The organism is Allobosea sp. GW823-FHT02B03 (genome assembly GCF_058797755.1).
Map to the genome: position 1 here is coordinate 34,910 of NZ_JBXAJY010000001.1, position 25,805 is coordinate 60,714.

21 protein-coding genes are annotated in these 25,805 nt (G+C 68.0%); 18 read left to right on the forward strand and 3 right to left on the reverse strand.

Going from position 1 to position 25,805, the window contains the following annotated elements; all coding sequences use genetic code 11:
• Positions 1-37 precede the first annotated feature (37 nt).
• Positions 38-1,117: a DUF2218 domain-containing protein gene (locus AC1REK_RS00165; RefSeq protein WP_492267631.1), complete on the reverse strand. Its 1,080-nt coding sequence runs from the start codon at positions 1,115-1,117 to the stop codon at positions 38-40.
• Between the two features lie 325 nt (positions 1,118-1,442).
• Between AC1REK_RS00165 and AC1REK_RS00170 the strand changes: the two genes are divergently transcribed.
• The 6 genes from AC1REK_RS00170 (at position 1,443) to fhuB (ending at position 9,641) form a co-directional block, all read left to right on the forward strand.
• Positions 1,443-2,249 carry an ATP-binding cassette domain-containing protein gene (locus tag AC1REK_RS00170; RefSeq protein WP_492267678.1) on the forward strand — a complete coding sequence of 269 codons (807 nt, stop codon included), beginning with the start codon at positions 1,443-1,445 and terminating at the stop codon, positions 2,247-2,249.
• Positions 2,250-2,575: 326 nt separating this feature from the next.
• Complete coding sequence (locus tag AC1REK_RS00175) at positions 2,576-3,064, forward strand: RNA polymerase sigma factor (RefSeq protein WP_316016483.1); 489 nt, start codon at positions 2,576-2,578, stop codon at positions 3,062-3,064.
• Between the two features lie 105 nt (positions 3,065-3,169).
• Positions 3,170-4,153, forward strand: coding sequence for a FecR family protein (locus AC1REK_RS00180; protein ID WP_492267630.1), 984 nt, complete (start codon positions 3,170-3,172; stop codon positions 4,151-4,153).
• Between the two features lie 152 nt (positions 4,154-4,305).
• The gene (locus tag AC1REK_RS00185) at positions 4,306-6,738 is read left to right on the forward strand and encodes a TonB-dependent siderophore receptor (RefSeq protein WP_492267629.1); all 2,433 of its coding nucleotides are present in this window, start codon (positions 4,306-4,308) and stop codon (positions 6,736-6,738) included.
• A 91-nt stretch (positions 6,739-6,829) separates the two neighbouring features.
• A complete protein-coding gene (locus AC1REK_RS00190; RefSeq protein ID WP_492267628.1) occupies positions 6,830-7,627 on the forward strand; it encodes an ABC transporter substrate-binding protein in 798 nt (265 codons plus the stop codon).
• Positions 7,620-9,641 (forward strand): Fe(3+)-hydroxamate ABC transporter permease FhuB, encoded by a 2,022-nt coding sequence (fhuB, locus tag AC1REK_RS00195; protein ID WP_492267627.1) that lies wholly within the window; start codon positions 7,620-7,622, stop codon positions 9,639-9,641. The genes AC1REK_RS00190 and fhuB overlap by 8 nt, the downstream gene beginning before the upstream one ends.
• A 114-nt stretch (positions 9,642-9,755) precedes the next feature.
• On the opposite strand, the gene AC1REK_RS00200 is transcribed toward fhuB, so the two are convergent.
• Positions 9,756-10,544, reverse strand: a complete 789-nt coding sequence (locus tag AC1REK_RS00200) for an IclR family transcriptional regulator (RefSeq protein WP_492267626.1) — start codon at positions 10,542-10,544, stop codon at positions 9,756-9,758.
• Between the two features lie 251 nt (positions 10,545-10,795).
• Positions 10,796-12,508: an acetolactate synthase catalytic subunit gene (locus AC1REK_RS00205; RefSeq protein ID WP_492267625.1), complete on the reverse strand. Its 1,713-nt coding sequence runs from the start codon at positions 12,506-12,508 to the stop codon at positions 10,796-10,798.
• Positions 12,509-12,626: 118 nt separating this feature from the next.
• Here AC1REK_RS00205 and AC1REK_RS00210 point away from each other — a divergent pair, with 118 nt between their 5' ends.
• The 12 genes from AC1REK_RS00210 to AC1REK_RS00265 all read left to right on the forward strand — a co-directional run bounded on the left by AC1REK_RS00210 (position 12,627) and on the right by AC1REK_RS00265 (position 25,800).
• The gene (locus AC1REK_RS00210) at positions 12,627-13,250 is read left to right on the forward strand and encodes a flavin reductase family protein (RefSeq protein WP_492267624.1); all 624 of its coding nucleotides are present in this window, start codon (positions 12,627-12,629) and stop codon (positions 13,248-13,250) included.
• A 96-nt stretch (positions 13,251-13,346) separates the two neighbouring features.
• On the forward strand, positions 13,347-14,138 hold the full coding sequence (locus tag AC1REK_RS00215) for an enoyl-CoA hydratase (protein ID WP_492267623.1): 792 nt from the start codon (positions 13,347-13,349) through the stop codon (positions 14,136-14,138).
• A gap of 8 nt (positions 14,139-14,146) precedes the next feature.
• The gene (locus AC1REK_RS00220; protein WP_492267622.1) at positions 14,147-15,367 is read left to right on the forward strand and encodes an acyl-CoA dehydrogenase family protein; all 1,221 of its coding nucleotides are present in this window, start codon (positions 14,147-14,149) and stop codon (positions 15,365-15,367) included.
• Entirely contained in the window at positions 15,364-16,464 is a 1,101-nt protein-coding gene (locus AC1REK_RS00225; RefSeq protein WP_492267621.1) for an acyl-CoA dehydrogenase family protein, read from the forward strand. Before AC1REK_RS00220 ends, AC1REK_RS00225 begins: the two co-directional genes overlap by 4 nt.
• The gene (locus AC1REK_RS00230; protein WP_492267620.1) at positions 16,464-17,930 is read left to right on the forward strand and encodes a phenylacetate--CoA ligase family protein; all 1,467 of its coding nucleotides are present in this window, start codon (positions 16,464-16,466) and stop codon (positions 17,928-17,930) included. The genes AC1REK_RS00225 and AC1REK_RS00230 overlap by 1 nt, the downstream gene beginning before the upstream one ends.
• A gap of 2 nt (positions 17,931-17,932) precedes the next feature.
• A complete protein-coding gene (locus AC1REK_RS00235; protein ID WP_492267619.1) occupies positions 17,933-18,730 on the forward strand; it encodes a CoA transferase subunit A in 798 nt (265 codons plus the stop codon).
• 2 nt (positions 18,731-18,732) lie between these two features.
• The gene (locus AC1REK_RS00240; protein WP_492267618.1) at positions 18,733-19,566 is read left to right on the forward strand and encodes a CoA-transferase; all 834 of its coding nucleotides are present in this window, start codon (positions 18,733-18,735) and stop codon (positions 19,564-19,566) included.
• The gene (locus AC1REK_RS00245) at positions 19,566-20,747 is read left to right on the forward strand and encodes an acetyl-CoA C-acyltransferase (RefSeq protein WP_492267617.1); all 1,182 of its coding nucleotides are present in this window, start codon (positions 19,566-19,568) and stop codon (positions 20,745-20,747) included. The genes AC1REK_RS00240 and AC1REK_RS00245 overlap by 1 nt, the downstream gene beginning before the upstream one ends.
• A 142-nt stretch (positions 20,748-20,889) precedes the next feature.
• Positions 20,890-21,954 (forward strand): ABC transporter substrate-binding protein, encoded by a 1,065-nt coding sequence (locus AC1REK_RS00250; RefSeq protein WP_327521944.1) that lies wholly within the window; start codon positions 20,890-20,892, stop codon positions 21,952-21,954.
• Between the two features lie 76 nt (positions 21,955-22,030).
• The gene (locus AC1REK_RS00255) at positions 22,031-23,155 is read left to right on the forward strand and encodes an ABC transporter ATP-binding protein (RefSeq protein ID WP_492267616.1); all 1,125 of its coding nucleotides are present in this window, start codon (positions 22,031-22,033) and stop codon (positions 23,153-23,155) included.
• Positions 23,152-24,876, forward strand: a complete 1,725-nt coding sequence (locus AC1REK_RS00260) for an ABC transporter permease (protein WP_492267615.1) — start codon at positions 23,152-23,154, stop codon at positions 24,874-24,876. Before AC1REK_RS00255 ends, AC1REK_RS00260 begins: the two co-directional genes overlap by 4 nt.
• A gap of 78 nt (positions 24,877-24,954) precedes the next feature.
• Positions 24,955-25,800 carry an MBL fold metallo-hydrolase gene (locus AC1REK_RS00265; protein ID WP_492267614.1) on the forward strand — a complete coding sequence of 282 codons (846 nt, stop codon included), beginning with the start codon at positions 24,955-24,957 and terminating at the stop codon, positions 25,798-25,800.
• Positions 25,801-25,805 lie beyond the last annotated feature (5 nt).

Here is a 25,805-nt window from a genome sequence, read left to right on the forward strand (position 1 = left end):
CCGATGCGGTTGGGGCGAGACTCTCGTGCCGAGCGCCTTACTCGCCGTGATCGCGCACCTCGGTGTGGCCATGGCGCCAATATGCAGCGACGAGACAGCGGTCCTTCGCCAGTTTCCACTCGCTGCGCAGATGCTTGCGGATGTCGCGCGTAGCCCTCTGTTCGCAGCCGGCGAAAACGAAAAGGCTGCCGACATCCGGCCTGCCGATCGCGCGCACGGCCTTCGATAGCAGGTCGGTCGAGCCTGCCGGGGCGCCGTCTCGATGCAGCCAGGTGATCGCGATCGCGGCGTCGGAGCGGATGTCCTGCTCTTCGGCGCGATCGGCGACCTCGATCACGATCGTGGCGCGAGCGGTCGTCGGCAGCGAGGCGGCGATGCGGGCGATTGCCGGCAGCGCGGTCTCGTCGCCGCAGAGCAGATACCAGTCGGCGGGGATGACATCGCCTCCACCCGGACCCAGCAGGCCGACGCGGTCGCCGGGCCTCGCATTGCGCGCCCAGACCGAACCCGGCGAATCCTCGTGCAGCACGACGTCGACGGCCAGCTCCTTACGGGCATGATCGATCGAGCGGATCGTATAGACCCGGCGCACCAGCTCGTCCTGCGCCATCGGCCAGATGATGCGGCTGTCGGCGCCGACGCGCGGCCAGATCGGCTCGCGGCCCGCCGGTGGAATCAGGATGCGGACATGCAGGCCGCCGCTCTCGAAATGGGCTGTATCCTCGCAGGCGAGGATTACGCGCCGCATCGCCGGCGTCAGCGCATGCGCGCGGCGGACCACCGCTTCGCGGAAATAGGGAATCTGCGCCGGGGTGGGAGCGTCGCCCTGCCACTTCAGGCTGAAGGGCTCTCCCTTCGCGAATTCGAACAGATGTTCGGCCAGGGAGGATTTGACGACGAAGAGGTAGGTCTCGTTCGGGCTCACCGCGGAAAGGCGCAACGCGCCGCCCTCGATCGCGACCTCGACCGTGCCATAGGGGCCTTCGAGGCGAGCACCATCGCCCTGCCGCGTCACGGTGCCGTGTTCGGTGAAGTGATCGCAGAGCTGTCGAAGCATCGCCGGCGCGTCGGCGAGTTCGACGCGCGCCTGCGCATGCAGCCTGGCTGCTTCGGCCATTCCGACGTCCTTCGCGGTTCGGCGACCGGATTCGGAAGAGGCCACCGATCGGCGCCACAAGCGGCGCGACGGGGCCCTGATAGGGCAATGCGAGGAGACGCGCGAGGGGCGGAATTGGGGCCGGCCGCCCTCTGCGGAGGGGAGCGGCCTTCGACGGTGCGAGCTTCCAAAGCGGCACGAGGCCACTTTCGTCACGGGCGGCGGCGGTGTAGGGCGAGGCGGCAGCGGCCGAAAACCGACGATACCGAGGGCACGTTCGATCATGGAGAACAAGGCTTCCGCGTCCCAGTCCCGCGACGGCACCCTGGCGACGAAGGTTCTCTCCATGGCCGGAGCAGGCCTGCTTGCCGGCGATGACGGCGAGCTCTTCGAGCTCGATTCGGTAAGCTTCGGGGTTCCCGGCCGTGTGCTTCTGGAGCCGCTGACCTTGTCTCTGCCGGCGCGGCGCGTGACCGGGCTGATCGGTCACAATGGTTCGGGCAAGTCGACGCTGCTGAAGCTGCTCGCCCGCCAGCAGACGGTCTCGTCCGGCTCGATCCGCTTCGAAGGCAAGGCGCTCGATGCCTGGGGCGGTCGCGCCTTCGCCCGCAAGGTCGCCTATCTGCCGCAGCAGACGCCGCCTTCTTCGGGTCTGCTGGTCAAGGAGCTCGTCGCCCTCGGCCGCTATCCCTGGCATGGCGCGCTCGGCCGCTTCGGTGCCAAGGACCGCGAGAAGGTCGCCGAGGCGATGGCGCTCACCGATGTCGAAGCCTTCGCCGATCGGCTCGTCGATAGCCTCTCGGGCGGCGAACGCCAGCGCGTCTGGCTAGCCATGCTGGTCGCCCAGGATGCCGAGTGCCTGTTGCTCGACGAGCCTACTTCGGCGCTCGACATTGCCCACCAGATAGAGGTGCTCTCGCTGGTGCGCCGGCTGTCCTCGGAGCGGGGTCTTGGCGTCGTCGTTGTGCTGCACGACGTCAACATGGCGGCGCGGTTCTGCGACGAGATCGTCGCGCTGCATTCCGGCAGGATGATCGTCAGGGGAACGCCCGAGGACGTGATGACCGCGCCGCAGCTCGCCTGCATCTACGGCGTCGAGATGAGCGTCGTCGCCCATCCGCAGACCCAGCGTCCGATCGCGGTTCCGGCCTGAGAACAGGCAAGGGCGCAGGCAGGCCGCCGCGACGCGCGCGACGGATTGTGGCCATCCTGCCACATGCCGGGGCAAAGCGGGGTGGCGGCGCATGCGGCCGCTACAGGCTCCCGACCCGTTTCCCACAGGCCCATCCCACTGGAAAGCCTGACGGAATCAACGCGTCTGCGTTTGCTCCCGGCGGGGCGTGCTTTCCCAGTCTGGAATCGATATAAAACATTGTTATTGCGCGTGTTTTTCTTCACGGCATAGGTCGCCGGCACGCTCGCCCCGGGCGGGCCATCGATAAACGCCGCGGCATGGACAGGTTCACTCTCCGAAAGCTCTTGGCCACGTTCGTGCAGGTGCGGCCGCGGCTCGAAGCCGTTGCGCGGGCCCGCACGGGCAGCCGGGCGCTGGCGGAGGATCTGATCCAGGATACCTGGTTCAAGCTCGAGGCTGCGCGGATCGAGGGGCCGATCGACAACCCCGCCGGCTTCATCATCCAGGTCGCGAACAACACCGTGACCGATCATCTGCGCAAGGAGCGGCGCCGCAGCGAACTCGATGCGGAGCTTTCCGACCTGCTTTGGGAGAGTGTCGATGCAGTCTCTCCCGAGCGGGCGCTGATCGGGCGCGAGCGGCTGCAGGCGGTCCGCGCGGCCCTCGACGAGCTGCCGGAGAAAACGCGGGAGATCTTTCTGATGAACCGTATCGAGCGCATTCCGCATCGTCGGATCGCGGAACTGCTCGGCATGAGCGACAACGCCGTCTACTACCATGTCCGGCGAGCGCTGGAGCGTCTGGCGGAACTGCGCGACGATTTCATTGACTGAAATTTCGCGATCTGTTCAGGCAAACGGCGCCTTCGCGCGTCTGTTACGGTAGGATGCCTCCGCGCGGGAGCGTCCGACACGCCACCGCTTTTCTGTGCCGGCTGAATGGACGAGTCCGACAAACGCCCCGACCGAGACCGCCGGATCGCACTCGACGCGCGCGACTGGATCGTGCGACTGGCGTCGGGCGATGCCGGAGAGGCCGATCTGCGCGCCTTCAAGGCTTGGCGCGATGCCGCGCCGGAGCACGGCCTGGCCTTCGAACGGGAACGTCGCTTCTGGCAGGAGTTGCAGGTCCTCGAAGGGGCGCTCGCCCGGCCGGCGGCGGAGGTGCGCGCAAGGCCGGCGGTCAGCCGGCGGGGTTTCGTGGTCGGCGGGGCGCTGGCCGCCGGAGCGGCAGGCGTCATCCTCATGCCGCGGCTCGAACGGCTCTGGCAGGCTGATTTTGCCACAGCTGTCGGCGAGCAGAAGGAGGTAGCGCTGCCGGACGGCTCCGTCGCGACGCTCAACACCGACAGCGCCATCGCCGTCGATTTCCGCCCCGACCTGCGGTTGGTCCGGTTGCTGGGCGGGGAGGCGGTCTTCAAGGTGAAGCCGGGTGCTTCCGTACCCTTCCGCGTTGCTTCGCTCGACGGGAATAGCGACGCGCTCGATGCCCAGTTTTCGGTCAATGCCGTGGACGGCGTGGCGACAGTGACGGTCGCGAACGGCCGCGCGCATGTCTCGGCACCTGCAGCGGCGACCGCGGCGTCTCTGCGCGACGGCGGCGGTGTCGAACTTCGGGACGACGAGCAGACGAGCTATTCCGCCGGCCGGCCGCCGAGGCCGGCCATGGCGGTTGACAGTGGCGCCGTCCTGGCCTGGCGTTCGGGGCGCGTGATCTTCGAGGGGCGCCCGTTCTCTTCAGCCGTCGCCGAACTCGGGCGCTATGTGCCCGAACGCATCGTCCTTGGCCCGGCGGTAGCATCCGACCTGCCGGTCAGCGCGATCTTCTCGACACGGGAAGCGTTGTCCGCGGTCCAGGCGCTCGCCAAGACGCAAGGGTTGACCGCGCGGCGAATTCCGGGCGTGGCGATCATCATCGCCTGACGCGCGCAACCTTTAAAAAAAAGCGCTCCAGCTCTTTGGGCAACTTCGCCCGCCACCCGTCAATCGAGTGAAGGAAGCAGCAGCCGGGCTGTCCGGTGGCCTTCCACGCGGCCCGCTTCGGGCCGCTTTCGTTGCACGGCTTGGGGTTTCCGATGACGGACAGGGACGCTGGTGGGAATGTTTCGCGGCAGGCGCGTGGCCGGTTGTTGCGGGGCCTGACGCTTGGCACGGCACTCGGTCTCGGTCTTTTGCCGGTGGGGCTCGCCACGCTGCCGGCGCAGGCGCAGAGCGCGCGTGCCCAGGATTTCAATATTGCGAGCCAGCCGCTCAATCGCGCCCTGAGGGCGTTGGCCGACCAGTCGGGCGTGCAGCTCGCCTATCGCACGGCGATCGCCTCCGGAACGGTGGCGCCGGCCGTTCGGGGCTCGATGACGACGGAGCAGGCGCTCGCGCGGCTGCTCGCGGGCTCCGGGCTGAGCTACAGCTTCACCAACGCCAACACGGTGACGATCCTCGGCGGTTCGGCCGCGCGGGGCGGTGGCGTTGCAGTTGAGGGCGCGATGGCGCTCGACACCATCGAGGTTCAGGGCGAGGACCCGCGCGGCCCGGTGGACGGGATCATCGCGCACCGCACCGCGACCGGCACCAAGACCGATGCGCCGATCCTCGAGGTCCCGCAGTCGATCTCGGTCGTGGGGCGCACGCAGATGGAGCGCCAGGGCGCGACCAGCGTGACGGAAGTGCTCCGCTACGTTCCCGGCGTCGTCATCGAGACCTATGGTCCGGACCCGAAGGGCTATGACTGGGTGCTGATGCGCGGCTTCAACGCGCAGTCGTCGAGCGATTTCCGCGACGGCCTGCGCCAGTCCTCGATCAGCTACAGCTTCTTCCGCACCGATCCCTACGCGCTGGAGCGTGTCGAGGTGCTGCGCGGCCCGTCCTCGTCGCTCTATGGCCAGAGCGATGCCGGCGGCCTCATCAACAAGGTCAGCAAGCGGCCGCGCGACAAGGCGCATTATCAGGTCGAGCTGCAAGGCGGCAGCTATGACCGCTTGCAGGGAGCCTTCGACATCGGAGGACCGGTCGATGCCGCCGGGACGCTGCTCTACCGTGTGATCGGCATCGCCCGCGACTCGAACACGCAGTTCAAGTACCCCAACGGGACCGAGCGTGCCGACGACCGCCTGCTGCTGGCGCCGTCCTTCACCTGGCGGCCGTCGGCGGACACCAAGCTCACCGTCTATGCCGAGGTGCTGCAGGACCGCTCCGGCGGCAGCGCCCTCTATTCGCGGGCGCCGGGCGGGCGCTGGCTCCCGGTGGGGGATCCGAACTTCGACAAGTTCAAGCAGGACCAGCAGGTCGTCGGTTACGAGTTCGAGCACCGCTTCAACGAGACGTGGACGCTGCGCCAAAACGCCCGCTACGGCCATACCGAGACCTTCCTCAACGCGACGCAGGGCTATTGGGCGCCGGCGGCCGGGGCGATCGCCCGGCGCAACCGCACCTTCGACGAGAGCATGAGCGCCTTCGTCTCCGATACCCAGCTCGAGGCGAAGTTCGGGACCGGCCCGGTCAGTCACACCGCCTTGTTCGGCTTCGACAACAACTTCGTCGATGCCGATGTCCGCGGCTGGCAGACGCCCTGGGGATCGACCCTGCTGAACGCCATCAGACCGGTTTATGGCATCGCCATGCCGGACCCCCGCCTGGTTGGCGCGCCGTTCCAGATCTACAATCAGAAGCTTGCCCAGTTCGGCATCTACGCTCAGGACCAGATCAAATGGGATCGCTGGATCCTGACGCTGGGCGGCCGCTACGACCGCATCGACGTCAAGACGGATGATAGCCTGACGCGTCGCAGCTACGAGCGGGTCGACGGCCAGTTCTCCGGACGTGTCGGCCTGACTTACCTGACGAGCTTCGGCCTTGCGCCCTACGTCTCCTATGCCGAGGCCTTCGTGCCGACGCTCGGCCTCGACGCGAGGGGGCAGACGATGGAGCCCTCGCAGAGCCGCCAGGTCGAGGTCGGCCTCAAATTCGAGCCCGCCGGCTGGAACGCGCTCTTCACCGCGGCGCTCTTCGACCTCACCAAGACCAATGCCACCGTCTATACCACCAACGGTGCCGAGCCGCTCGGGCGGACGAACTCCAAGGGCGTCGAGCTGGAGGCCAAGGTCAGCCTGGCCGAGGGGCTGGATTTCACAGGCTCCTACACCTTTGCCGATGTTGAGGTCGAGGTTGGCGCCACGGCCGCGCAGCGCGGCAAACGCCCGATGCTGGTGCCGGCGCATACCGCCTCCGGCTGGCTGAACTACACCTTCCAGCAGGGCGTTCTGAATGGGCTCGGGCTCGGTGCCGGCGTGCGCTATGTCGGCCAGAGCTACGGCGACGCGCTCAACACGGTGAAGATCGATCCCTGGACGGTCGTCGATGCCGGCGCCAGCTACAAGTGGCGAAACGCGACCTTCGCGGTCAACGCCACCAACCTGTTCGACAAGAAGTACTTCGCCACCTGCGAAAGCGCGACCGCCTGCTATGAGGGGCAGCGGCGCACGGTGATCGGCCGGGTCCGGTTCGATTTCTGACGCGCTGACGAGACGCGGCCTGCTGGCAGCCGGGGCGGGAGCCCTGGCCGCCTTCGCCGCGCCCGGCGCATCGGCCGCAGCGCCACAGCGCGTGGCCTCGATCGCCTGGCTCGGTGCGGAGAATGCGTTGGCGCTCGGCGTGACGCCGGTGGGCGTCGCGGACGCCGGCTATTATCGCGAGCGCATGGTATCGCCGCGCTTGCCGGAGGCCGTTCCGGATCTCGGGCCGTTCTGGGAGCCGAATCTCGAGCGCCTCTTCGCCCTGCGCCCCGACCTCGTCCTGGTCGATGCCTGGTCGGTCATCGATGGCGCCAAGCTGGCGCGGATCGCCCCGGTCGAGCGCGTGCCGGCGTATCCGCAAGGTACAGGCGGGTGGGATTTTGCGACCGGCACCTTGCGGCGCCTGGGCAGCGTGCTGCAGCGGGAGGCTCAGGCCAGGCTGGTCGTGGCCGAGGCGGAACAGCGCATCGCAGCCCTGCGTCATCGTGTCGACGCCGCCGGACCGCTGCCTGCCTATGTCGGTCTGATCGCGCGCACTGGCCGCAACATCACGCTCTATGGCGGCTCCGGCTTGATCGGCGGCGTTCTGGAGCGCCTTGGGCTGCGCAACGCACATCCCGGACCCTTCTCCGGTGTGGGCACCGTGACGGTCGGGCTCGATGCGCTGGCACGCGAGCCGGAGGCGATGATCCTCTGCATCGACCTTGCCACTGCGAGCGGCGGCTTTGCGCGCACCGTTGCCGGCAATGCGCTGTGGCGCAGCCTGCCTTCGGTCAGGCGCGGGCGCGTCGGCCTGCTCTCGGGCTTCTACCCGTTCGGCGGGCTCGGCTCTGCCCTCCATTTCGCCGAACAGGCGGTGCGGGTGCTGGAGAGCAGTGCTCGTGGGTGAGGGGACGGCGATCCGAAATCCCGCCTGGCCGCGCCTGCTGCTGCTTGCCATAGTGGCGCTGGGCGCCGGTCTCCTGCTTCAGCGCGCCGCTGCCACCTTGCCGGTGGAGCTGTGGTGGCCGGCGCTGCGGGCGCCGGCCGAAAGCGATATCCACCAGGCTGTGTTCGGGCTCGCCATCATGCCGCGCGCTGCGGTCGCGCTGCTGGCGGGTGCCGCGCTCGGGCTAGCCGGCGCGCTCTGCCAGCATGTGTTGCGCAATCCGCTGGCGGAGCCGACCGTGCTCGGCGTCAGCGCCGGCGCGCAACTCGCCTTGATCGCGGCGACGCTCTGGCTGCCGGGCGCGCTCGCCTGGGGGCCGGGCGTGCCGGCCTTCGCCGGGGCGGCGCTCGTCGCGCTCCTGATCCTGTCGCTCGCCCTGCGCGGCGGCGTCTCACCCGGCGCAATCGTTCTTTCAGGCCTGATCATCGGCCTCTACGGGGCGAGCTTGGCCGCGCTCGCCGTGATCTTCCATCGCGACTATCTGACCGACATCCTGCTCTGGCAGGCCGGCGCGCTCGACCAGACCGGTTGGGAGGTCGCCTTCTACCTTGCGCCACGGCTGGCGGCGGGTTTCCTGCTCGCAGCCCTGCTGATCCGCCCGCTCGAGCTGCTCGGCCTCTCGGACGAAGGCGCGCAGGGGCTGGGCCTGCGGCTCGGCCTGGTCCGCACCCTGACCTTCCTGCTGGCTGCCGGACTTGCGGGCGCCGTGGCGGCGACGGTGGGTGTGATAGGTTTCGTCGGCCTGATCGCCCCTCATCTCGCCCGCGCGGCGGGGGCTCGGCGATTGCGGCAGCGCCTGGTCTGGAGCCCGCTGATCGGTGGGGGGCTGCTCTTCGCGACGGATCAGATCCTGCAATCCGTACCGGGGCTCAGCTTCATCCCGACTGGCGCGGCATCGAGCATCCTCAGCCTGCCCCTGCTGCTCTGGTTGATGCGCCGTCTCGGCGCGTCGGGAGAGAGGTCCTTGCCGGCGGCTGGGCTTCCGTTGGCCCCAGCGCAACGGCCGGCGCTCATTCTGGCCTGCCTGTTGGCTGCGCTGGCAGCCATGGCCGCGGTCGCTCTGTTCGCAGGGCATGGCGAGCAGGGGTGGCAATGGTTGTTGTCGGCAGACAGCCCTTTCCTGGGCTGGCGCTGGCCTCGCGTGCTCGGTGCGATCTCAGCCGGCGTGCTTGTCGCGGTGGCGGGGCTTCTGCTCCAGCGCACGACGGGCAACATGATGGCGAGCCCGGAACTGCTCGGCGTCAGCCAGGGGGCGGCGCTCGGCGTGACCCTGCTGGCCGTCGTCGCGCCATCCGCCGACGGAGCCACCGCGCTGCTGGCGGCAATGGCGGGCGCGCTTGCTGCCCTGGCGATCCTGGCCGGCACCGCCCTGTCCGGACGCTTGGGTCGTGGCGGCGCCGACCGCGTCCTGCTCGCCGGTGCGACGCTCGGCAGCCTGTTCGGTGGCTTGGCGACCTTGCTGCTCGCTATGGCCGGCGCGCGGGCGATGGCGCTGCTGAGCTGGATGACGGGATCGACGGCGCAGCTCACCCCGAGCCTCGCGCTGACGGCGGCAGGATGCGCCGCCGCTGTGCTGCTGCTCGGGCTGGCGGCGCGGCGCTGGCTCGCCATCCTGCCGCTCGGACCGGAGACTGCTGCAGGGCTCGGGCTGCCCGCCGGACGCGGCCGCCTCGGGCTTCTAACCCTCGCCGCCGCGGCCACCGGTGTCGCGACCGTGCTGGTCGGCCCCCTGAGCTTCATCGGCCTGCTTGCCCCGCGGCTTGTGGTGCTGGCGGGCTTTCGTACGCCCGTTCAGACGATGATCGCTGCTGCGACCACGGGCGCCTTGCTGCTGACCGCCGCCGATTGGCTGGGACGCAACCTCATCTATCCCTGGGCGCTTCCCGCGGGGCTGCTTGCGACGGTGCTGGGATGCCCGGTTGCGTTGTGGCTGCTTCTTCGCCGCAGCGGTCAGGAAGGCGTCGGCGCACGCTGAAAGTCCCGATCCGACAACCGCACCTCCGTCTGGCCGGGAACTCGGCAAGCGTGCGACGCCGGTGGAGGCAGTCGACCCGGCGTCCTCCCGGCCGGCTCGCCATTCGCCTCGGGCTTAGTTTCGATCGCTCCCGGCGAGGGCGGCCAGCTCGCCGCGGATCATCGCTAGCAGCTGTTCGCGCCGGCTCTCGGTCATGCGCTCCAGCACCATGGCGAGGCTGACCGCGGCATAGGGCGGGGCCGAGCCGTTGGGGACCGCGAGGCCGATGCCGATGCTGCCATCGGTGATCGCGTCGCGGCGCAGCGCATAGCCGCGCTGGCGCGTCTTCTCGAGATCGTCGCGCAACTGCTCGACGGTGAGATGGCCGCGCTCGGCATAGGCCGTGCGGTTGGCCTCGACGATGGCGTCGGCCTCGGCTTTCGGCAGCGCGCCGAGCAAAGCGAGGCTGCCCGCGGTGATGCCGAGCGGATAGCGGTCGCCGACCTTCAGGGTCAGTGTCTTGATCGGGTAGTTGCCCTCGACCCGGTCGATGCAGACGACCTCGAAATCCTGTCGCATCACCAGATAGGCGGTGTCCCCGGAGAGCTCGGCCAGCCGTTGCATCAACGGCTTCAGCCGCGCCGCGACATCGACCCGGTGGCTCGCCGCAAGCCCGAGCTCATAGGCGAGCATGCCCAGATGATAGCGCTGCGTCTCGGGGTCCTGCCCGGCCATGCCATGGTCGACGAGCCGCTTCAGGATCCGCCGGGCGGTCGGGGTCGCAAGATCGGCGGCGCGCGCCAGATCGGTGAGGCGCGCCGACCCGCCGCTTTGGGCGATCGAGCGCAACAGGAAAATGGCACGGTCGATGACCTGGGTGCCCTGGGCGGGCTCCCGCGCCGTGCTCTCGCCATCCTGCGCCATGTGCTGAAGGTCTCCGCTTCCCCGTCTGCCCAGTGCAGGGCGCGGGCCTCGAACAGTCGAATTCGGTCTCTTCATCGGACCATAGGTCAGAGCGGACCCCTGTCGAGCACATAGCCTTCCGCCCGCGCATTGAGAAGATGGGCGGAAGGCACGGCGCGAGAGCGTCCGACGGGTGAGGCGGGCTTGCGGCACGGGGAGCTCGCCGCCTCGCCGCTTTCGCCTGCCCGCGTGGTGCGCTCGGTCCGGCGCATTCAGGAGGCCTGCAGCCTGACGAAACCGGCGATCGGCGGATAGGCGTCCGGATCGACATGGACATCGAGCAGAAAGGGGCCCTTCGCCGCGAACATCGCATCGAGCCCGGCTGCGAGCTCGCTTGCCGAGGCGACGGTGGCGTTGGCGCAGCCCACCGCGCGGGCGATCATCGCATGGTCGATCCGGGTGATCGCGCAGATGTCGGTCGCCTGGCCGAAGCGCAGCATCTCGGCATGGCGCTGGAAGCCGAGAACCGCATTGTTGAGGACGATCAGCTTGACGTCGATGCCGTGCCGGACGGCGCATTCCAGCTCTGCCCAGCAATGCGAGAAGCCGCCATCGCCGACCACCGCGACGACGGGGGTGGAAGGCAAGGCGAGGCGCGCGCCGAGTGCCAGCGGGTAGCCCCAGCCGATCCCGGCAAGCCCGCGCGGAAACAGGAAGCGCCTCCCGGGCTCGCGAGCCTGCAGATATTGCGAGACCCAGAGGCTGGAATAGCTGGCATCGGCGACGAAGACGGTCTCCGCCGGCGCCCGGTCCTGCAGGACATGCATCAGGTGCTCGGGGCGCAACGGGTCGCTGGACTGCTTCGTCACGGCTGCGACCTCCTCGGCCGTGGTTGTGCGGGCCTGTGCGATGGCCTCCGCGAGCAAGGGCCGGCGGCGCGCCGCGCCGCCTTCGGCATCGACAAGCTCGGCCATGGCGAGGCTGAGCGCGTGCAATGTGGTGCGGGCGTCGCCGACCAGCGGCAGCGCCGGATAGTTCCGCGTCGTTTCCTCGACCGCGACGTCGATATGGATGAAGGCCGCGCCGCTCGGAAACAGGCTCCATGAAGCCGTGCCATTGTCGTTGGTCCGGTTGCCGACGAACATCACCACATCCGCCGAGCGGATCAGCGAGCGCATCGCCCGGGAAGGGCTGCCGGGACCCATCGCGCTGCCGACCACGCCGAGAGAGAGTGGATCGGCTTCGCTCACGGCCCCCTTGCCCATGATCGTGGTCGCGACGCCGAGCGCGAAGCGCTGTTGCAGGACGGCAAGCTCGGCCCGTGCGCCCGAGCTATGGACCCCGCCGCCGGCGACGATGATCGGTATCCTCGCAGTGGCGAGCAGGCGGGCGGCCTCGGCGATCGCTGCCGGCTCGGGCTGCTGGCGCAGCGCGGGGAAGGCGGCGGGCACGGAACGGGGCGCGCGCAGTTGGGGCGCCCGCTCGGCCAGGACGTCGGCCGGGATGGCGAGCGCCACCGGCCCCGGCCGGCCGCTGGTCGCGATGAGGATCGCCTTGCGCAGCATTTCAAGGGCGCGCGCGCCATCGTCGAGGCGGCGGAACCATTTCGTGCAGGAGGCGAAGAGCGCCGCGTGGTCGAACTCCTGGAAGGCGTTGCGGTCGACATGGGAGCGCTCGACGTCCTGGACCAGGACGAGCACCGGCACCGAGGCCTTGAACGACTCGGTCAGGCCCGCTGCGACCAGCGCCGCCGCGGCGCCGTTCTGAGTGGCGATGCAGCCGAGGCGGCCGGAAGCGCGGGCGAAACCGTCCGCCATCGCCGCTCCGGCATTCTCCGTCCGGAACCCGATCTGTCGCAGGCCGCGCCGCTCGGCTGCCAAAGTGAGGGCCGAGGGCGAGCCTTGGCCGAAGATGAGCTCTACGCCGGCCGCCTGAAGCTCGGCGGCAAGTACTTCAGCGACGGTGAGCTGCTGATTTTCGGTCATGCTGGGTTTCAAATGGCCATAATGTGGATAGATAGATGCAACGATAATGGCTAGTTATTGTCAATTGCAATGCTGCATGGAATAAAATTTGAGATCAGATTTCATATGGTGGAATTTCATGAATGCAAGCGCCGGGGGCCTGTCGGTCGACGAGGTCTACAAGCTTCTGATCGGATTGATCGTCCCTCGTCCGATTGCCTGGGTGACGAGCCTGTCGCCGGAGGGTGTGGTGAATCTGGCTCCGTTCAGTGCCTTCACTTATCTCTCGACGGAGCCGCCGCTGATTGGAATCAGCGTCATGCGCCGCGGCGACGGGTTGAAGGATACGGCGCGGAACATTGCGGCCGCGGGGGATTTCGTTGTCAACATCGCCGACGAGACGCTGGTCCGGCCGGTTCATCTCAGTGCTGCCGAGCATCCGCGCGATGTCAGCGAGGCGGAGCTGCTCGGGCTGGAGCTGGTGGCGTCGCTCGATGTTGCGACGCCGCGCCTGGCGTGTGTCCCGGCGGCGCTCGAGTGCGGCTTCGAGCAGGTCATCACCTTCGGTGATCAGGGTGCGCAGTTCATCGTCGGGCGTGTGCGTCGGTTCCATGTCCGCGACGATCTGCTTGATGGCGGGAAGGTGGTGACGGAGCGGCTGCGCCCCCTCTGTCGGATCGCTGGGCCTAAATATGCCGGCCTGGGCGAGGTCTGCACGCTGGCTCCCGTCCGTCGGGATGGCTCACATTCGTATTCCACTTAGTGGATCTAGTTTTTGTCATACTCCCTATTGACCCAAATAATTCCACCGATATGCTGCGAATCCTGTCAATAATCATCCATATAATGGAATATCGACATGGCATTCAGCGAGATCGAGTACAGCGTGTCGGGGGCGGTTGCGCGCATCCTGCATGCGCGGCCAGGTGCCCGGAACGCTGAGAGCCAGCTCCTGCTGGACGAGATGGATGCTGCCCTCGCCGCGGCGGCGGCCGATGCCGAGGTTCGGGTCATCGTGATCGGCGGCCAGGGCGATCACTTCTCGGCCGGGCACGATCTCAAGGAGGCCCAGGCGAAGCGGCAGGGCTTCACCGTCGAGCAGCGCTGGGACTACGAGCAGCTGCGCTATTTCGATTATGCGCTGCGGATCTGGGATTGCCCGAAGCCGACGATCGCGCAGGTGCAGGGCGCCTGCATCGCCGGCGGCTTCATGGTCGCCAATCTCTGCGACCTCGTCGTTGCCGCCGATGATGCCTTCTTTGCCGATCCCGTTTGTCACTCGATGGGTGCGGCCGCCGTCGAGGTGCTGGTTCATCCCTGGGTGATGGGGACGCGAAAGGCCAAGGAGTTCCTCTTTACCGGTGCGCGTCTCTCGGCTCAGGAGGCTCTGTCGGCAGGCATGGTCAACCGTGTCGTCGCCCGGGCCGAGCTCGAAAGCGAGGTCCAGTCCATGGCGGAGCGGGTCGCTGCCGCGCCGCCCTTCGCGCTGCGGCTGATCAAGCGCTCACTGAACCGGACCATGGACATGCAGGGGTTCCGCAATGCCCTGTCCGCCCATTTCGATAGCCACCAGCTTTCGCATGTCTCGGCCGAGTTCGTGCAGATGCGCGGCAGCGGCCTGGCGAGCGCGATCGAGCGCGGGCGCCGGTGAGTCTCTCCATGAACGGCCTTTCCGCCATGACGACAGCCCCTTCGCCGGCGGCCATTCTCGCCGCGCCGTCCGACGAAGCGTTCCGCGCCGGGATCAAGGCCTGGTTCGCGCAGGAACTGCCGCGCCTGGCGGGCGCGCGCTATGGCACCGCTGAGATGCAGCGTCTCGCCTTCCGCCGCGAATGGGAGGATCATGTCTGCCGTTCCGGCCTCTCCGGCCTTGGCTGGTCCGAGGCAGTCGGCGGGCGGCCACTCTCGCTGAGCCGGCAAGCAATCTACCATCAGGAATATGCCCGCGCGAAAGCGCCGCTCGCGGTCAATCTGATCGGCCACGGCATCGTCGGCCCGACCCTGATCGCCTTCGGCTCGCAGGAGCAGAAGGACCGCTTCATTCCAAAGCTCCTCGGCAATGAGGAGATCTGGTGCCAGGGCTATTCCGAGCCGAACTCAGGCTCCGATCTCGCCTCGCTCACGACCCGGGCGGAGCGCCGCGGCGACGTCTACATCCTCAACGGCCAGAAGATCTGGACGAGCTTCTCCCATCTCGGCGACTGGTGCTTCCTGCTCGCCCGGACCTCGAGCGAGGGGCCGCGCCAGCGCGGCATCTCGGTCTTCCTGGTCGACATGCGCCTGCCCGGTATCCGGGTCCGGCCGATCCGCCAGATCACCGGCGAAGCCGATTACGGCGAGGTCTTCCTCGACGATGTCGAGGTGCCCGTCTCCTGCCGGCTCGGCGAGGAGAATGCCGGCTGGGGCATCGCCATGGCTGCCGCGAATTTCGAACGTGGTACCTATTTCATCCCGCGCATCGTCCGACTCCAGACCGAGCTCGAGGATCTCGTGCGGCTGGCGGCGACGACCCAGCGCGACGGGCGCAAGGCGATCGAGGATCCACTGATCCGCGAGGCCATCGCCCGCCTGCTCTGCGACGCCCATGCCCTGCGGCTCCATGCCGACCGGATGCTGAAGCAGGCGGAGGAGGGCGTGCCGCCTGGTGTCGAGGGCTCGGCCGTGAAGCTGCTCTGGAGCGAGACGCATCAGCGCCTGTTCGACCTCGCCATGGACATTATGGGCCCGGCCTTCCAGTACGGGCCGCAGGAGAAGCTGGCGCCGGCCGAGGGGCTGTGGCACCGCGACTATCTCTGGACCCGCGCCGAGACGATCCTGGCCGGCACCTCCGAAATCCAGCGCAACATCATTGCCGAACGTGGCCTGGAGCTGCCGCGATGACACAGGGCGTTTCCACGGCCTATTCCGACCAGATGCTGCGCGACGCCGCGGCGCGCACGCTCGCCGAAGCCGCCCCGAACGCGGCCCTGGCTCAAGGCGCCGATGCCGCTACGGCCTTCGTCGAGAGCCATTGGCGGCTCGCCGCCGAAATGGGTTGGACCGGTATCATGGTGCCCGAGAGCCATGGCGGCCTCGGTCTCGGCCTCTCCGAGGCAGCGGACATCGTCGAGGAGATGGGCGCGCAACTGTTCTGCGGCCCCTATGCGCTGTCGGCAGTGCTGTTGGCCGGGCTCGCGCCCCGCTTTGGCGGGGTCGGGGACGCGCTTCTGCGCGGTATGGCCGAGGGTTCGGTGCGGCTCGCGCTGGCTGCCGACGAGGTGCGCCCGTCCCAGGATGGCGGACACATCCTGCCGCTGGTCGAGCACGCGGCCGGTGCGAGCCATATCCTTCGCATGGAGCGCGGAGAAGGCGGCCTCGACTTCGTCCTCTACCGCACCGCCGGGGCGACGAGCCGGGCGCTTCAGCCGATGGACCCGACGACGCCCATCGCCAGCGTGACCCTCGCGCCGGATGCCGAGATGGCGCGGGCGAGCTGCAGCCATGGCGAGGCCGAGCGCCTCCTGCTGCCGATCCATGTCCTGACCGCGGTCGAGCTGGTCGGCATCGCCCGAGCGGCCTTCGAGCGGGCCGTCGCGCATGTCCGGCAGCGCAAGCAGTTCGGCGAGGTGATCGGGCGCTTCCAGGCGATCAAGCATCGCCTTGCCGACGGCTTCACGCTGCTCTCGCATGCGCGGCTCGCCGTATCCGATGCGGTGCAGCGGCCCGGCGATCTCGATGCGGCCCAGATCGCCCGCGTCATCGCCGCCGACGCCGCGATGAAGATCACGGCCGACTGCATCCAGCTGCATGGCGGCATGGGGTTCTCATGGGAGACCGACGCGCATTTCTATCTGAAGCGCGCGCGCCGGCTCCATGCCAGCTTCGGCGGCACCGCGGCGCTGCGCAAGCGCGCCGGAGACCGGTTCATCGAAAGCCTTTTGACGCCGGAGCAGGCCGCGTTCAGCGCCGTCGGTGCAGATAGAAGCGAGGTAGTCTAGTGTCTCTCAACGAGGTGAAGCCCGCGCGGACGGACGAGGAAAGCGCCCCGGCGGTTCCCTATTACTGGAAGTCGGTCGACTGGGACGGGCTGATGCGGGACTACCCGCCGCCGCCGCATTTCCAGCAGACAACCGGCAAGATGTCCGACCAGGAGCTGCGCGCGCTGCAGAACGCCCGCTTCCTGGCGCGCATGGAAGATGCCTGGCGCACGCCGTTCTACGATACGCGCTGGCGCGCGTCCGGGATCGAGCCCGGCGACATCCGTGGCCTCGACGATATCGAGAAGTTGCCGACCTTCACCAGCGACGACCTCAAGGAGGCGATCGCGGCCGCGCCGCCTTTCGGCAGCCACCAGCCGGTGACCGCCGAGGACCTGGCGAGCACGCCCTTCAAGGTGCACACCTCCGGCGGCACCACCGGCTTCCCGCGCCTCACCCTGTTCGACCCCGTCGCCCTCGAAGTGCAGGCGATCCAGACGGCGCGCGCGCTCTGGGCGCAGGGCACGCGCCCCGGCGACGCCGTGCAGATCACCTACACGCTCGCCATGGCCAATGCCGGCTATTGCGGCCTCTACGCCTGCCTGCACTGGCTCGGCGCGATGCCGGTCACGACCGGCTCGGGCGTGGTGACGCCGAGCGAGCGCCAGCTCGAATACGCGCTGAAGATCGGCACCACCGCCTGGTACGGCCGCGCCGAATATCTGGCGCGTCTCGTCCAGGTGGCGAACGAGACCGGTTTCGACCTGCGCTCGCTCAAGACCAAGCGGTTGCACTCCTTTCTCGGCCCGGATGTCGACGGCCATCTGCGCAAGCAGCTCGAGGAGGCCTGGGGCTGCCCGGTCTATGACAATTACGGCACGCACGAGATCGGCCAGATCGCTTTCGAATGCGAAGCGCAGGACGGCAAGCACATCAGCGAGGACACGGTCTATCTCGAGACCGCCGATGTCGAGACCGGCGCGGTGCTGCCGGCCGGCGAGCGCGGCAATCTCGTCGTGACCAGCCTGCATCGCAGCACGCCGCCGATCATCCGCTACGACCTGCGCGACCTGCTCGTCGCCTATGAGCGCTCCGAGTGCTCCTGCGGCCTGTGCACGCGCAAGCTCTCGATGTTCCTCGGCCGCAGCGACGAGATGGTGAAGCTGCGCGGCACCAACGTCTATCCGATGGCCTGCCAGAGCGCGGTCACCGCCGACCCGCGCGCGACCGGCGAATTCCTCTGCGTCGTTGCCTATTCCGGCGAGGGCCTCTCGCGCCGGGAGTCGATGACGGTCCGGGTCGAGAAGAAGTCGGACGAGATCGACGATGCGGCCTTCGCGGCCGACATGGAGGCCGCCCTGCATCGCGATCTGAGCGTGCGGGTCGCGGTCGAGATCGTTCCGCCGGCGAGCCTGCTGCCGCTTACGCAGGTCGGCAGCACCGGCAAATCCCGGCGCCTGCTCGATCTGCGCCAGAACGGAAAGTGACGATGACGAAGACGATCACTCTCGCGCAAGCGCTGGCCGCGGTCGCGCCCGGCAGCTCGGTGGCCTTCGGCGGCGGCGGCATTCAGCGCAAGCCGATGGCGGTGGCGCGGGCGCTCGCGGCTGCGGATGTCGGCGATCTCACCCTCGTAGCCATGCTGGGCGGCCCGGAAGTCGATCTCCTGATCGGCGCCGGCAAGGTCCGCGAACTGCAGTTCGCCTTCGTCGGCTTCGACGCCTTCGGGCTGGCGCCGCATTTCCGTCGGGCGCGCGAGGCCGGCAGCATCTCGGTCGTGGAGTACTCGGAGGCGACGATCATCGCCGCCTTCGAGGCCGGCGCGAAGAACCTGCCCTTCCTGCCGACGCGCTTCGGGCTCGACACCGACATCCTGACGACGCCGACGGCCCCGTTCCGCAAGGTCGCCTGTCCGTTCAGCGGCGAGGAATTGCTGGCGGTGCCGGCCCTGCGCCCGGATGTCGCCTTCATCCATGCCAACATCGCCGACCGGCACGGCAATGCGGTGATCATTGGCGACAGTTATGCCGATCCGCTCCTCCTCCAGGCTGCGAAGACCGTCTTCGTCACGGCCGAGAGGATCGTCGACGAATTGCCGGATGACGCGGCGACCGCCGGCGGCACCTTCCTGTCCCGGCTCTGGATCGATGGCGTGATCGAGGCGCCGCGCGGCGCCGGCATGACGGCGCTCTATCCGGACTACCGCTTCGACCTTCCGGCGGTGCTGGAATACCAGAAACGGGCGACCGATTCCGAATGGTTCTCCGCATGGATTCGGGAGCAGTGACGATGACCGACTACACGCTCGAAGAGCTCCTGATCAGCCGCATGGCCAAGGAGTTCCGCGGCAACGCCATGGGTGTCGGCGCGACGATCCTGTCGGATCTCTCGGCGCGGCTCGCCAAGGCGCTGCATGTCCCGGATCTCTTCCTGACCACGGGCTCGCGTGCCGCCGCCGATTGCGACGTGCACGCCAAGGCGCTGGTCGACGAATGGACGCTGGCCGCCTCGGGGCGGATGAATCTGAGCTGGCAGGAGATGTTCCATCTCATCGCCCACGGCAAGCTGCAGATCTGGATCGGCACGGTCCAGCTCGACCAGTACGGCGCCTCCAACATCTCGGTGATCGGCCCCTGGGCCAAGCCGAAGGCGCAACTCGTCGGCGCGCGCGGTGTTCCCGACGATCTCTGGGGCTGCGAGACGCTCTGCTATCACATCCGCCGGCACAATCCGCGCACGATCGTCGCCAAGGTCGATTTCGTCTGCGGCCGCGGCAATGAGGATGGCGGCGGTCAGGTGCGCCCGGTGCGCCGTGCCAAGCCCGGCCTCGTCGTCACCGATCTCGGCGTCTTCGACTTCGAGGGGCCGGGCGGGTCGATGCGCGTCGTCTCCCTGCATCCCGGCGTCACGCTGGAGCGTGTGCAGGAGAAGACCGGCTTCGTCGTCCATGCCGCGGGCGAGATCGCGGTGACGCCGGTGCCGACCGCCGAGGAGCTGCGGTTGATCCGCGAGGTGATCGATCCACAGGGGCTGCGTCGGCTCGAATCCAACGAGGGCGGCGACGAACTGCTGATGGATCTCTGGCACCGCGAAACCGGCGCGCCGGTCGAGGGGAGGGCGTGATGCGCCGGGCTGTCATCGTTTCCTTCGCGCGCACGCCGATGGGCCGTGCCTATCGCGGCGCCTTCAACAACACCCATGCGGCGAGCCTCGCCGGCCATGTCGTGGCTGAGGCGGTCGCTCGGGCCAAGGTCGATCCGGCGCTGATCGAGGACGTGATCCTTGGCTGTGCCATGCAGGAAGGTGCCTCCGGCTACAACATAGCCCGCCAGGCGGTGCTGCGCGCCGGGCTGCCGGTGACCGTGGCCGGCGCGACGATCAACCGCTTCTGCTCCTCCGGCCTGCAGGCGATCGCCATGGCGGTCGACGCCGTCACGAGCCATGGCGCACAGGCGGTCGTGGCCGGCGGCGTCGAGACCATCAGCCTCGTGCAGAACGAGCACAAGAACACCTACCGCTTTCACGATGAATGGCTGAAAGCGAACCGGCCGGACGTCTACATGCCGATGCTCGACACCGCCGAGGTGGTGGCGAAGCGCTACGGCATCGGCCGCGACGAACAGGATGCCTATGCGCTGGAAAGCCAGCGCCGCACGGCCGCCGCCCAGGAGGCGGGTCGCTTCGACGCCGAGATCGCGCCGATGGACAGCGTCAAGCTCAACACCGACAAGGCGACGGGGGTGACGAGCGAGGAAGTCGTGCGCCTCGGCCGCGACGAGGGTAATCGTCCCGACACCAATGCCGCCGGTCTCGCCAAGCTCGAGCCGATCCGCCAGGGCGGTACCGTCACCGCCGGCAATGCCAGCCAGCTTTCGGACGGCGCCGCCGCCTGCGTGGTGATGGAGGAAAAGCTCGCCGAAAAGCTCGGCCTGTCGCCGCTCGGCGCGCTCTCGCATTTCGCCGTTGCCGGCTGCGAACCCGACGAGATGGGCGTCGGCCCGGTCTTCGCGGTGCCGCGGCTGTTGTCGCGGGCGGGGCTTTCGGTTGGCGATATCGACCTTTGGGAGCTCAACGAGGCCTTCGCCGTGCAGGTGCTCTACTGCCGCGACAAGCTCGCCCTGCCGGCCGACCGGCTCAATGTCGATGGCGGCGCGATCGCCGTCGGTCATCCCTATGGGATGTCGGGCGCACGCATGCTGGGGCATGCCCTGTTCGAGGGGCGGCGCCGCGGCGCCAGGCGCGCGGTCGCGACGATGTGCGTAGGCAGCGGCATGGGCGCGGCCGGCCTGATTGAGGTTTTTTGATCCACATCGTGGATGATCTATCCGCGCCTTTGCCCTTGAATGGCAAAGATGCTTACAGTTAGGCCGAGGCTAACGATAACAAATTCCATATAATGGAATAAAAAGCAGATCTGTCGGGTCACACCCTGCGAAGGAGGAAAGCATGGCGACCGTTCGCTCTCTATTCACGACCGCCGCCGCGATGGCGAGCGTATTCCTGTCGGCTGGCGCAGTTCAGGCGCAGGCGCCGAGCTACGAGCAGATTCTCGAAGGCGCGCGCAAGGAGGGCCGCCTCTTCGTCGCGGTCAGCAGCCCCGGCACGCCGCAGGCCCACGCCGCGATCGCCAAGGCGTTCAACGAGCGCTTCGGCCTCAACATCACCGTAGAATGGAACGCGGCGAACCCGGTCCAGACCGGCACCAAGCTGATCGCCGAGCGCGGCCGCGCAGGCGGGTCGGTCGACGTGGTCGGCGCCGGCGGCGCGCAGGAGGCTTCGGTGCTGTTCGAGCGCCAGATTCTGAAGCCCTATCCCTGGGCCGAGGTCTTCGGCAAGCAGTTCCCGCAGATCGAGGAAGTCGCCAACCGGGTGATGAAGGATCTGCGTGGCGCGGCGCTGCCGATCCTCGATGCGACCTATGGCATCGGCTGGAATCCGAAGCTGATCAAGGACGAGGACGTGCCCAACACCTGGGCCGAGCTGCTGAAGAGCGAGTGGCGCGGCCGCGTCGCGATCAACGCCTTCTCGCTCAACCCGCTGGACTACTATTCCTTCGCGCTCGGCAAGGACGAGACGCTGAAGATGGCGAAAGCGACGCTCGACAACAAGCCGGTGCTGGAGCGCGGCACGGCGGCGGCGACGCGGGCGATCTCGGTCGGCCAGGCGCCGGTCGGCCTCTCGGCCTTCCACATCGCCGGCCGCAGCGAGGGCGTGAAGTTCAAGCTGTTCAGCGACTTCATCCCGCTGAACAACCTCTACATCTATGTCCCGGAAAGCGCGCCGAACCCCAATGCTGCGCGCCTGTTCGCGGCCTGGCTGACGACCGAAGGGATCACAGTCGCCAATGCCCAGGAGCCGCTGCCGCGCGCCGGCGACAAGGGCTCGCCGCTCGCCGACATGATCGCCGAGCGGGTCAAGGGCGGCGCCAAGATCCTGACCGAGAACTCGCTCGAGGACACCAAGCAGGCCCTTTCGGTGCGCAGTGCCATCGCCGATCTGATGACCCGCTGAGCGCGACTGGCCGAACGGGGAGGGGTGCAAGGCCCCTCCCGAGCAAGACCTTACGGACGGAAAGCCGGAAATCCCGATGCTGTTGATCGAGAACCTCGTCAAATCCTATCCGGGACAGCATGGCCAGGACGCCATGCTCGCCCTCAGGGATGTCTCCTTCAAGGTGGAGGAGGGCTCGTTCTTCACGCTGCTCGGGCCCTCGGGCTGCGGCAAGACCACGACGCTGCAGTGCATTGCCGGCCTGGAGAACCCGGATACCGGCGTGATCCAGATGGGCGACCGGGCCGTCTTCTCGTCGCGCGAGAACCTGCTGGTTCCGGCCAATCGCCGCGAACTCGGCATGGTCTTCCAGTCCTATGCGATCTGGCCGCATATGAGCGTCTTCGACAATGTCGCCTTCCCGCTGGTCTACGGCGTCAAGCGTGCGCCGAGCCATGAGGTGCGGCCGCGCGTGCTGAAGGCGCTGGAGATGGTCGAGCTCGGCCATCTCGCCGACCGTCCGGCGCCGTTGCTCTCCGGCGGCCAGCAGCAGCGCGTGGCGCTCGCCCGCGCGCTGGTGCACGAGCCGCGCCTGCTCCTGCTCGATGAGCCGCTTTCCAATCTCGACGCCAAGTTGCGCGACACGATGCGCACCGAGATCCGCAATCTCGTCAAATCGTTGGGGATCACCACGCTCTTCGTCACGCATGACCAGGTCGAGGCGATCGGCATGTCCGACCAGATCGTGCTGATGAAGGCTGGCAAGATCGTCCAGCAGGGTTCGCCGCGCGACATCTATCTGCGGCCGAACAGCGTCTTCACGGCCGATTTCATGGGCCGCAGCAATCTTCTGCCGGGCGTGCTCGAGGCTGGTGGCGCGACAGGGCGCGCCCAGACGGCGATCGGCCCGATCTCCGGTGTTGCCGGTCCCGAACTCGCGCCGGGTGCGCAGGTCATGGTCGTGGTCCGCCCGCAGGCGATTCTTGTCGCGCCGGCGACCGAGGCATCCGGTCCCAACCGCTTCAAGGCGCGGGTCGACGCCATGACCTTCCTCGGCGATGTCGTGGAGACCGAGGTCGAGGTCGGCGGCCGCAAGCTCACCCTGATGCTCGACCCCTATACCGCGCTCTCCGTCGGGCAGGAGCTCGTCCTGGAGCTGCCGCCCGAGCGCTGCGTCATCGTGCCTGCGGACGAGCCGGCCTCCCCCGGGAGCCTGAAATGAGCGGTGGTTCGATCGCAGCCGCCCGCCGTCCGAGCACAGGGCTCGACCAGCAGAAGGTGGTGCTCGCGCTTTTGCTCGCGGTCGTCTCCGTTCTTGTCCTCGGGCCGGTCCTGCTGCTGATCCGTACATCGCTGGCGCCGTCCGAGGCGATGCCGTTGGAGACGCTGGAATTCACGCTGAAGAACTATGTCCAGCTGCTGCAGAGCCCGCGTACGCTGAGCCTGGTCTGGAACACCGCGGTCTATGCGCTGTCGAGCATGACGATCGGCGTCGCCATCGCGACCGCCATCGCCTGGTGCACCGAGCGCACCGACATGCCGGGCCGCATCCTGGTGCGCATCCTGATGTTCGCCTGGATGATGGTGCCGGCGCTGGTCGTCGGCTTCGGCTGGATTCTGTTGCTCAACCCCGGCAATGGCGCGCTGAACGTGATGTTCCGCGAGCTCTTCGGCTTCCTGCAGCCGATCCTGACCATCTATTCCTTCTGGTCTCTGATCATCGTCACCTCCTTCGCGGTGGTGCCGACGGCCTTCGTGATGATCAGCGGCCTCTTGCGCAACATGGACCCCAATCTGGAGCTGGCGGCGCGCGTCCATGGCGGCGGCTCCTGGGCGACGCTGACCCGCGTGACGCTGCCGCTCCTGACGCCCGGCCTGTTCTCGATCGGCATCTACATGTTCATGGCGGTGGTGCAGGCCTTCGACCTGCCGCTGATCATCGGCTTGTCGGCGGACGTGCCGGTGCTGTCGACGCGGGTCTATCTCCTCTCCTCGCCGGACAATGGCCTGCCGAATTACGGTCTGGCCTCGGCCTTCGGCGTGCTCCTGCTGGTGGTCGCAGGCGGGCTGATGTGGGCCTATACGCGCGCGACGCGGCTTGGCGAGCGCTTCCGCGTCGTCACCGGCAAGGCCTTCCGGCCGAAGCGCATCAGGCTTGGCCGCTGGCGCATTGCCGCGCTCGGCTTCACCTTCGGCTATTGCGCGGTGATGCTGCTGCCGCTCCTGATCCTGATCTGGGTCAGCCTGCAGCCGTCCTACACCACGCCGAGCCTTTCGGCGCTCGGTGGCCTGTCCTTCGACATCTATCGCCGCCTGCTGACCAATCCGATGATCTCGCGGGCGGTGCTCAACACGATCATCCTCGTGGTCTCGAGCGCGACGATCGTGATGCTGATCTCCTGCCTGATCGGCTGGTTCACGGTGCGCTCGAACAGCCAGGCCGGCAAGATCCTCGACGCGCTGTCCTTCCTGCCGATGGCGATCCCCCCCATCGTGCTCGTGCTGGCGATCCTCCTGCTCTATCTCAATACGCCGCTCTACGGCACGGTCTGGATCCTGGTCCTCGGCCATGTGACGATCTACATCGCCTTCGGTGTCCGGACGATGAGCAGCGCCCTGATCCAGATCCACAAGGAGCTGGGCGACGCTGCGCTGATCAGCGGCGCGAGCTGGCTGACCTCGCTGCGCAAGGTCACCTTCCCACTGGTCTGGCCGCAGATCCTCAATGGTTGGCTCTGGGTCTTCGCCCACAGCGCCCGCGACCTGACGGTGCCGCTGATGCTGATGTCGACCGGCAATCTCGTGGCGGCCTCGACTTTGTGGAACCTCTGGCAGTTCCCGGACCTGCCGGGTGCAGCGGCCCTGGCGGTCTTGCTGATGGCCGCGCTGCTGGTCGTGGTGGTTCCGACGCAGCTCTATGTCGCCCGCCGGCTGGAGCGTTGAGCTTTAAAGCCCATACGGCGTCGAGCGCCGGCGCCACCGCTCCGCGTGCCGGCGTGCCGCAGCGGTCATGGAGGGATTGTGCCCTATCTGACTGAGCCGGAGCCGGTGCGCGGCCTTGCGACCGAGGTCGCGCCGGGGATCAGGCGCATCGTCGCCGGCAATCCCGGCCTGATGACCTATCACGGCACGAACACCTATCTGATCGAGACGGGGCAGGGCACGGTCGTGCTCGATCCCGGCCCGGAAGACGAGGCGCATGTCGCGGCGATCCTGGCCGCGACCGGACGTAGCGTCGGCGCGATTCTGCTCAGCCATACGCATCCCGATCATCTCGGCGCGCTCGCGGCACTGCAGGCGCAGACCGGCGCCCGGACCTTCGCTTTCCATCGCAGCGCCGATCCCGCCTTTCGACCAGATGTCCCGCTGCAGGATGGCAATGGCGTCGCGGGCCTGCTCGCCATTCATACGCCCGGCCATGCCAGCGATCATCTGTGCTTCGCCCGGCCGGACGGCATCGTCTTCAGCGCCGACCATGTCATGAGTTGGTCGAGCAGCATCGTCTCGCCGCCGGGCGGCGACATGGCGGCCTATTTCCAGAGCCTGCGGCGGATGCTGGCACGGGATGATCGTCTCCTGCTGCCGGGGCACGGGCCGCCGCTGCCCGATCCGGCGCCCTATATCCAGGAACTGCTCGACCACAGGATCAAGCGCGAGGAGGCCATAGCGGAGACCCTGCGCAGCGGGCCATTCGCTGCGATGGACCTGGTCAAGGAGCTCTACTCGCAGACCAATCCATGGCTGATCCGGGCGGCGGAGCGGAATGTCGTCGCCCATCTCCAGAAGCTGGAGCAGGAAGGCCGCGCCAGCCGCCGGGCCGACGGCTGGGTGTCCAGCCTTAGCTCCTCGGATACATCGAGCCGGTAGCGGCC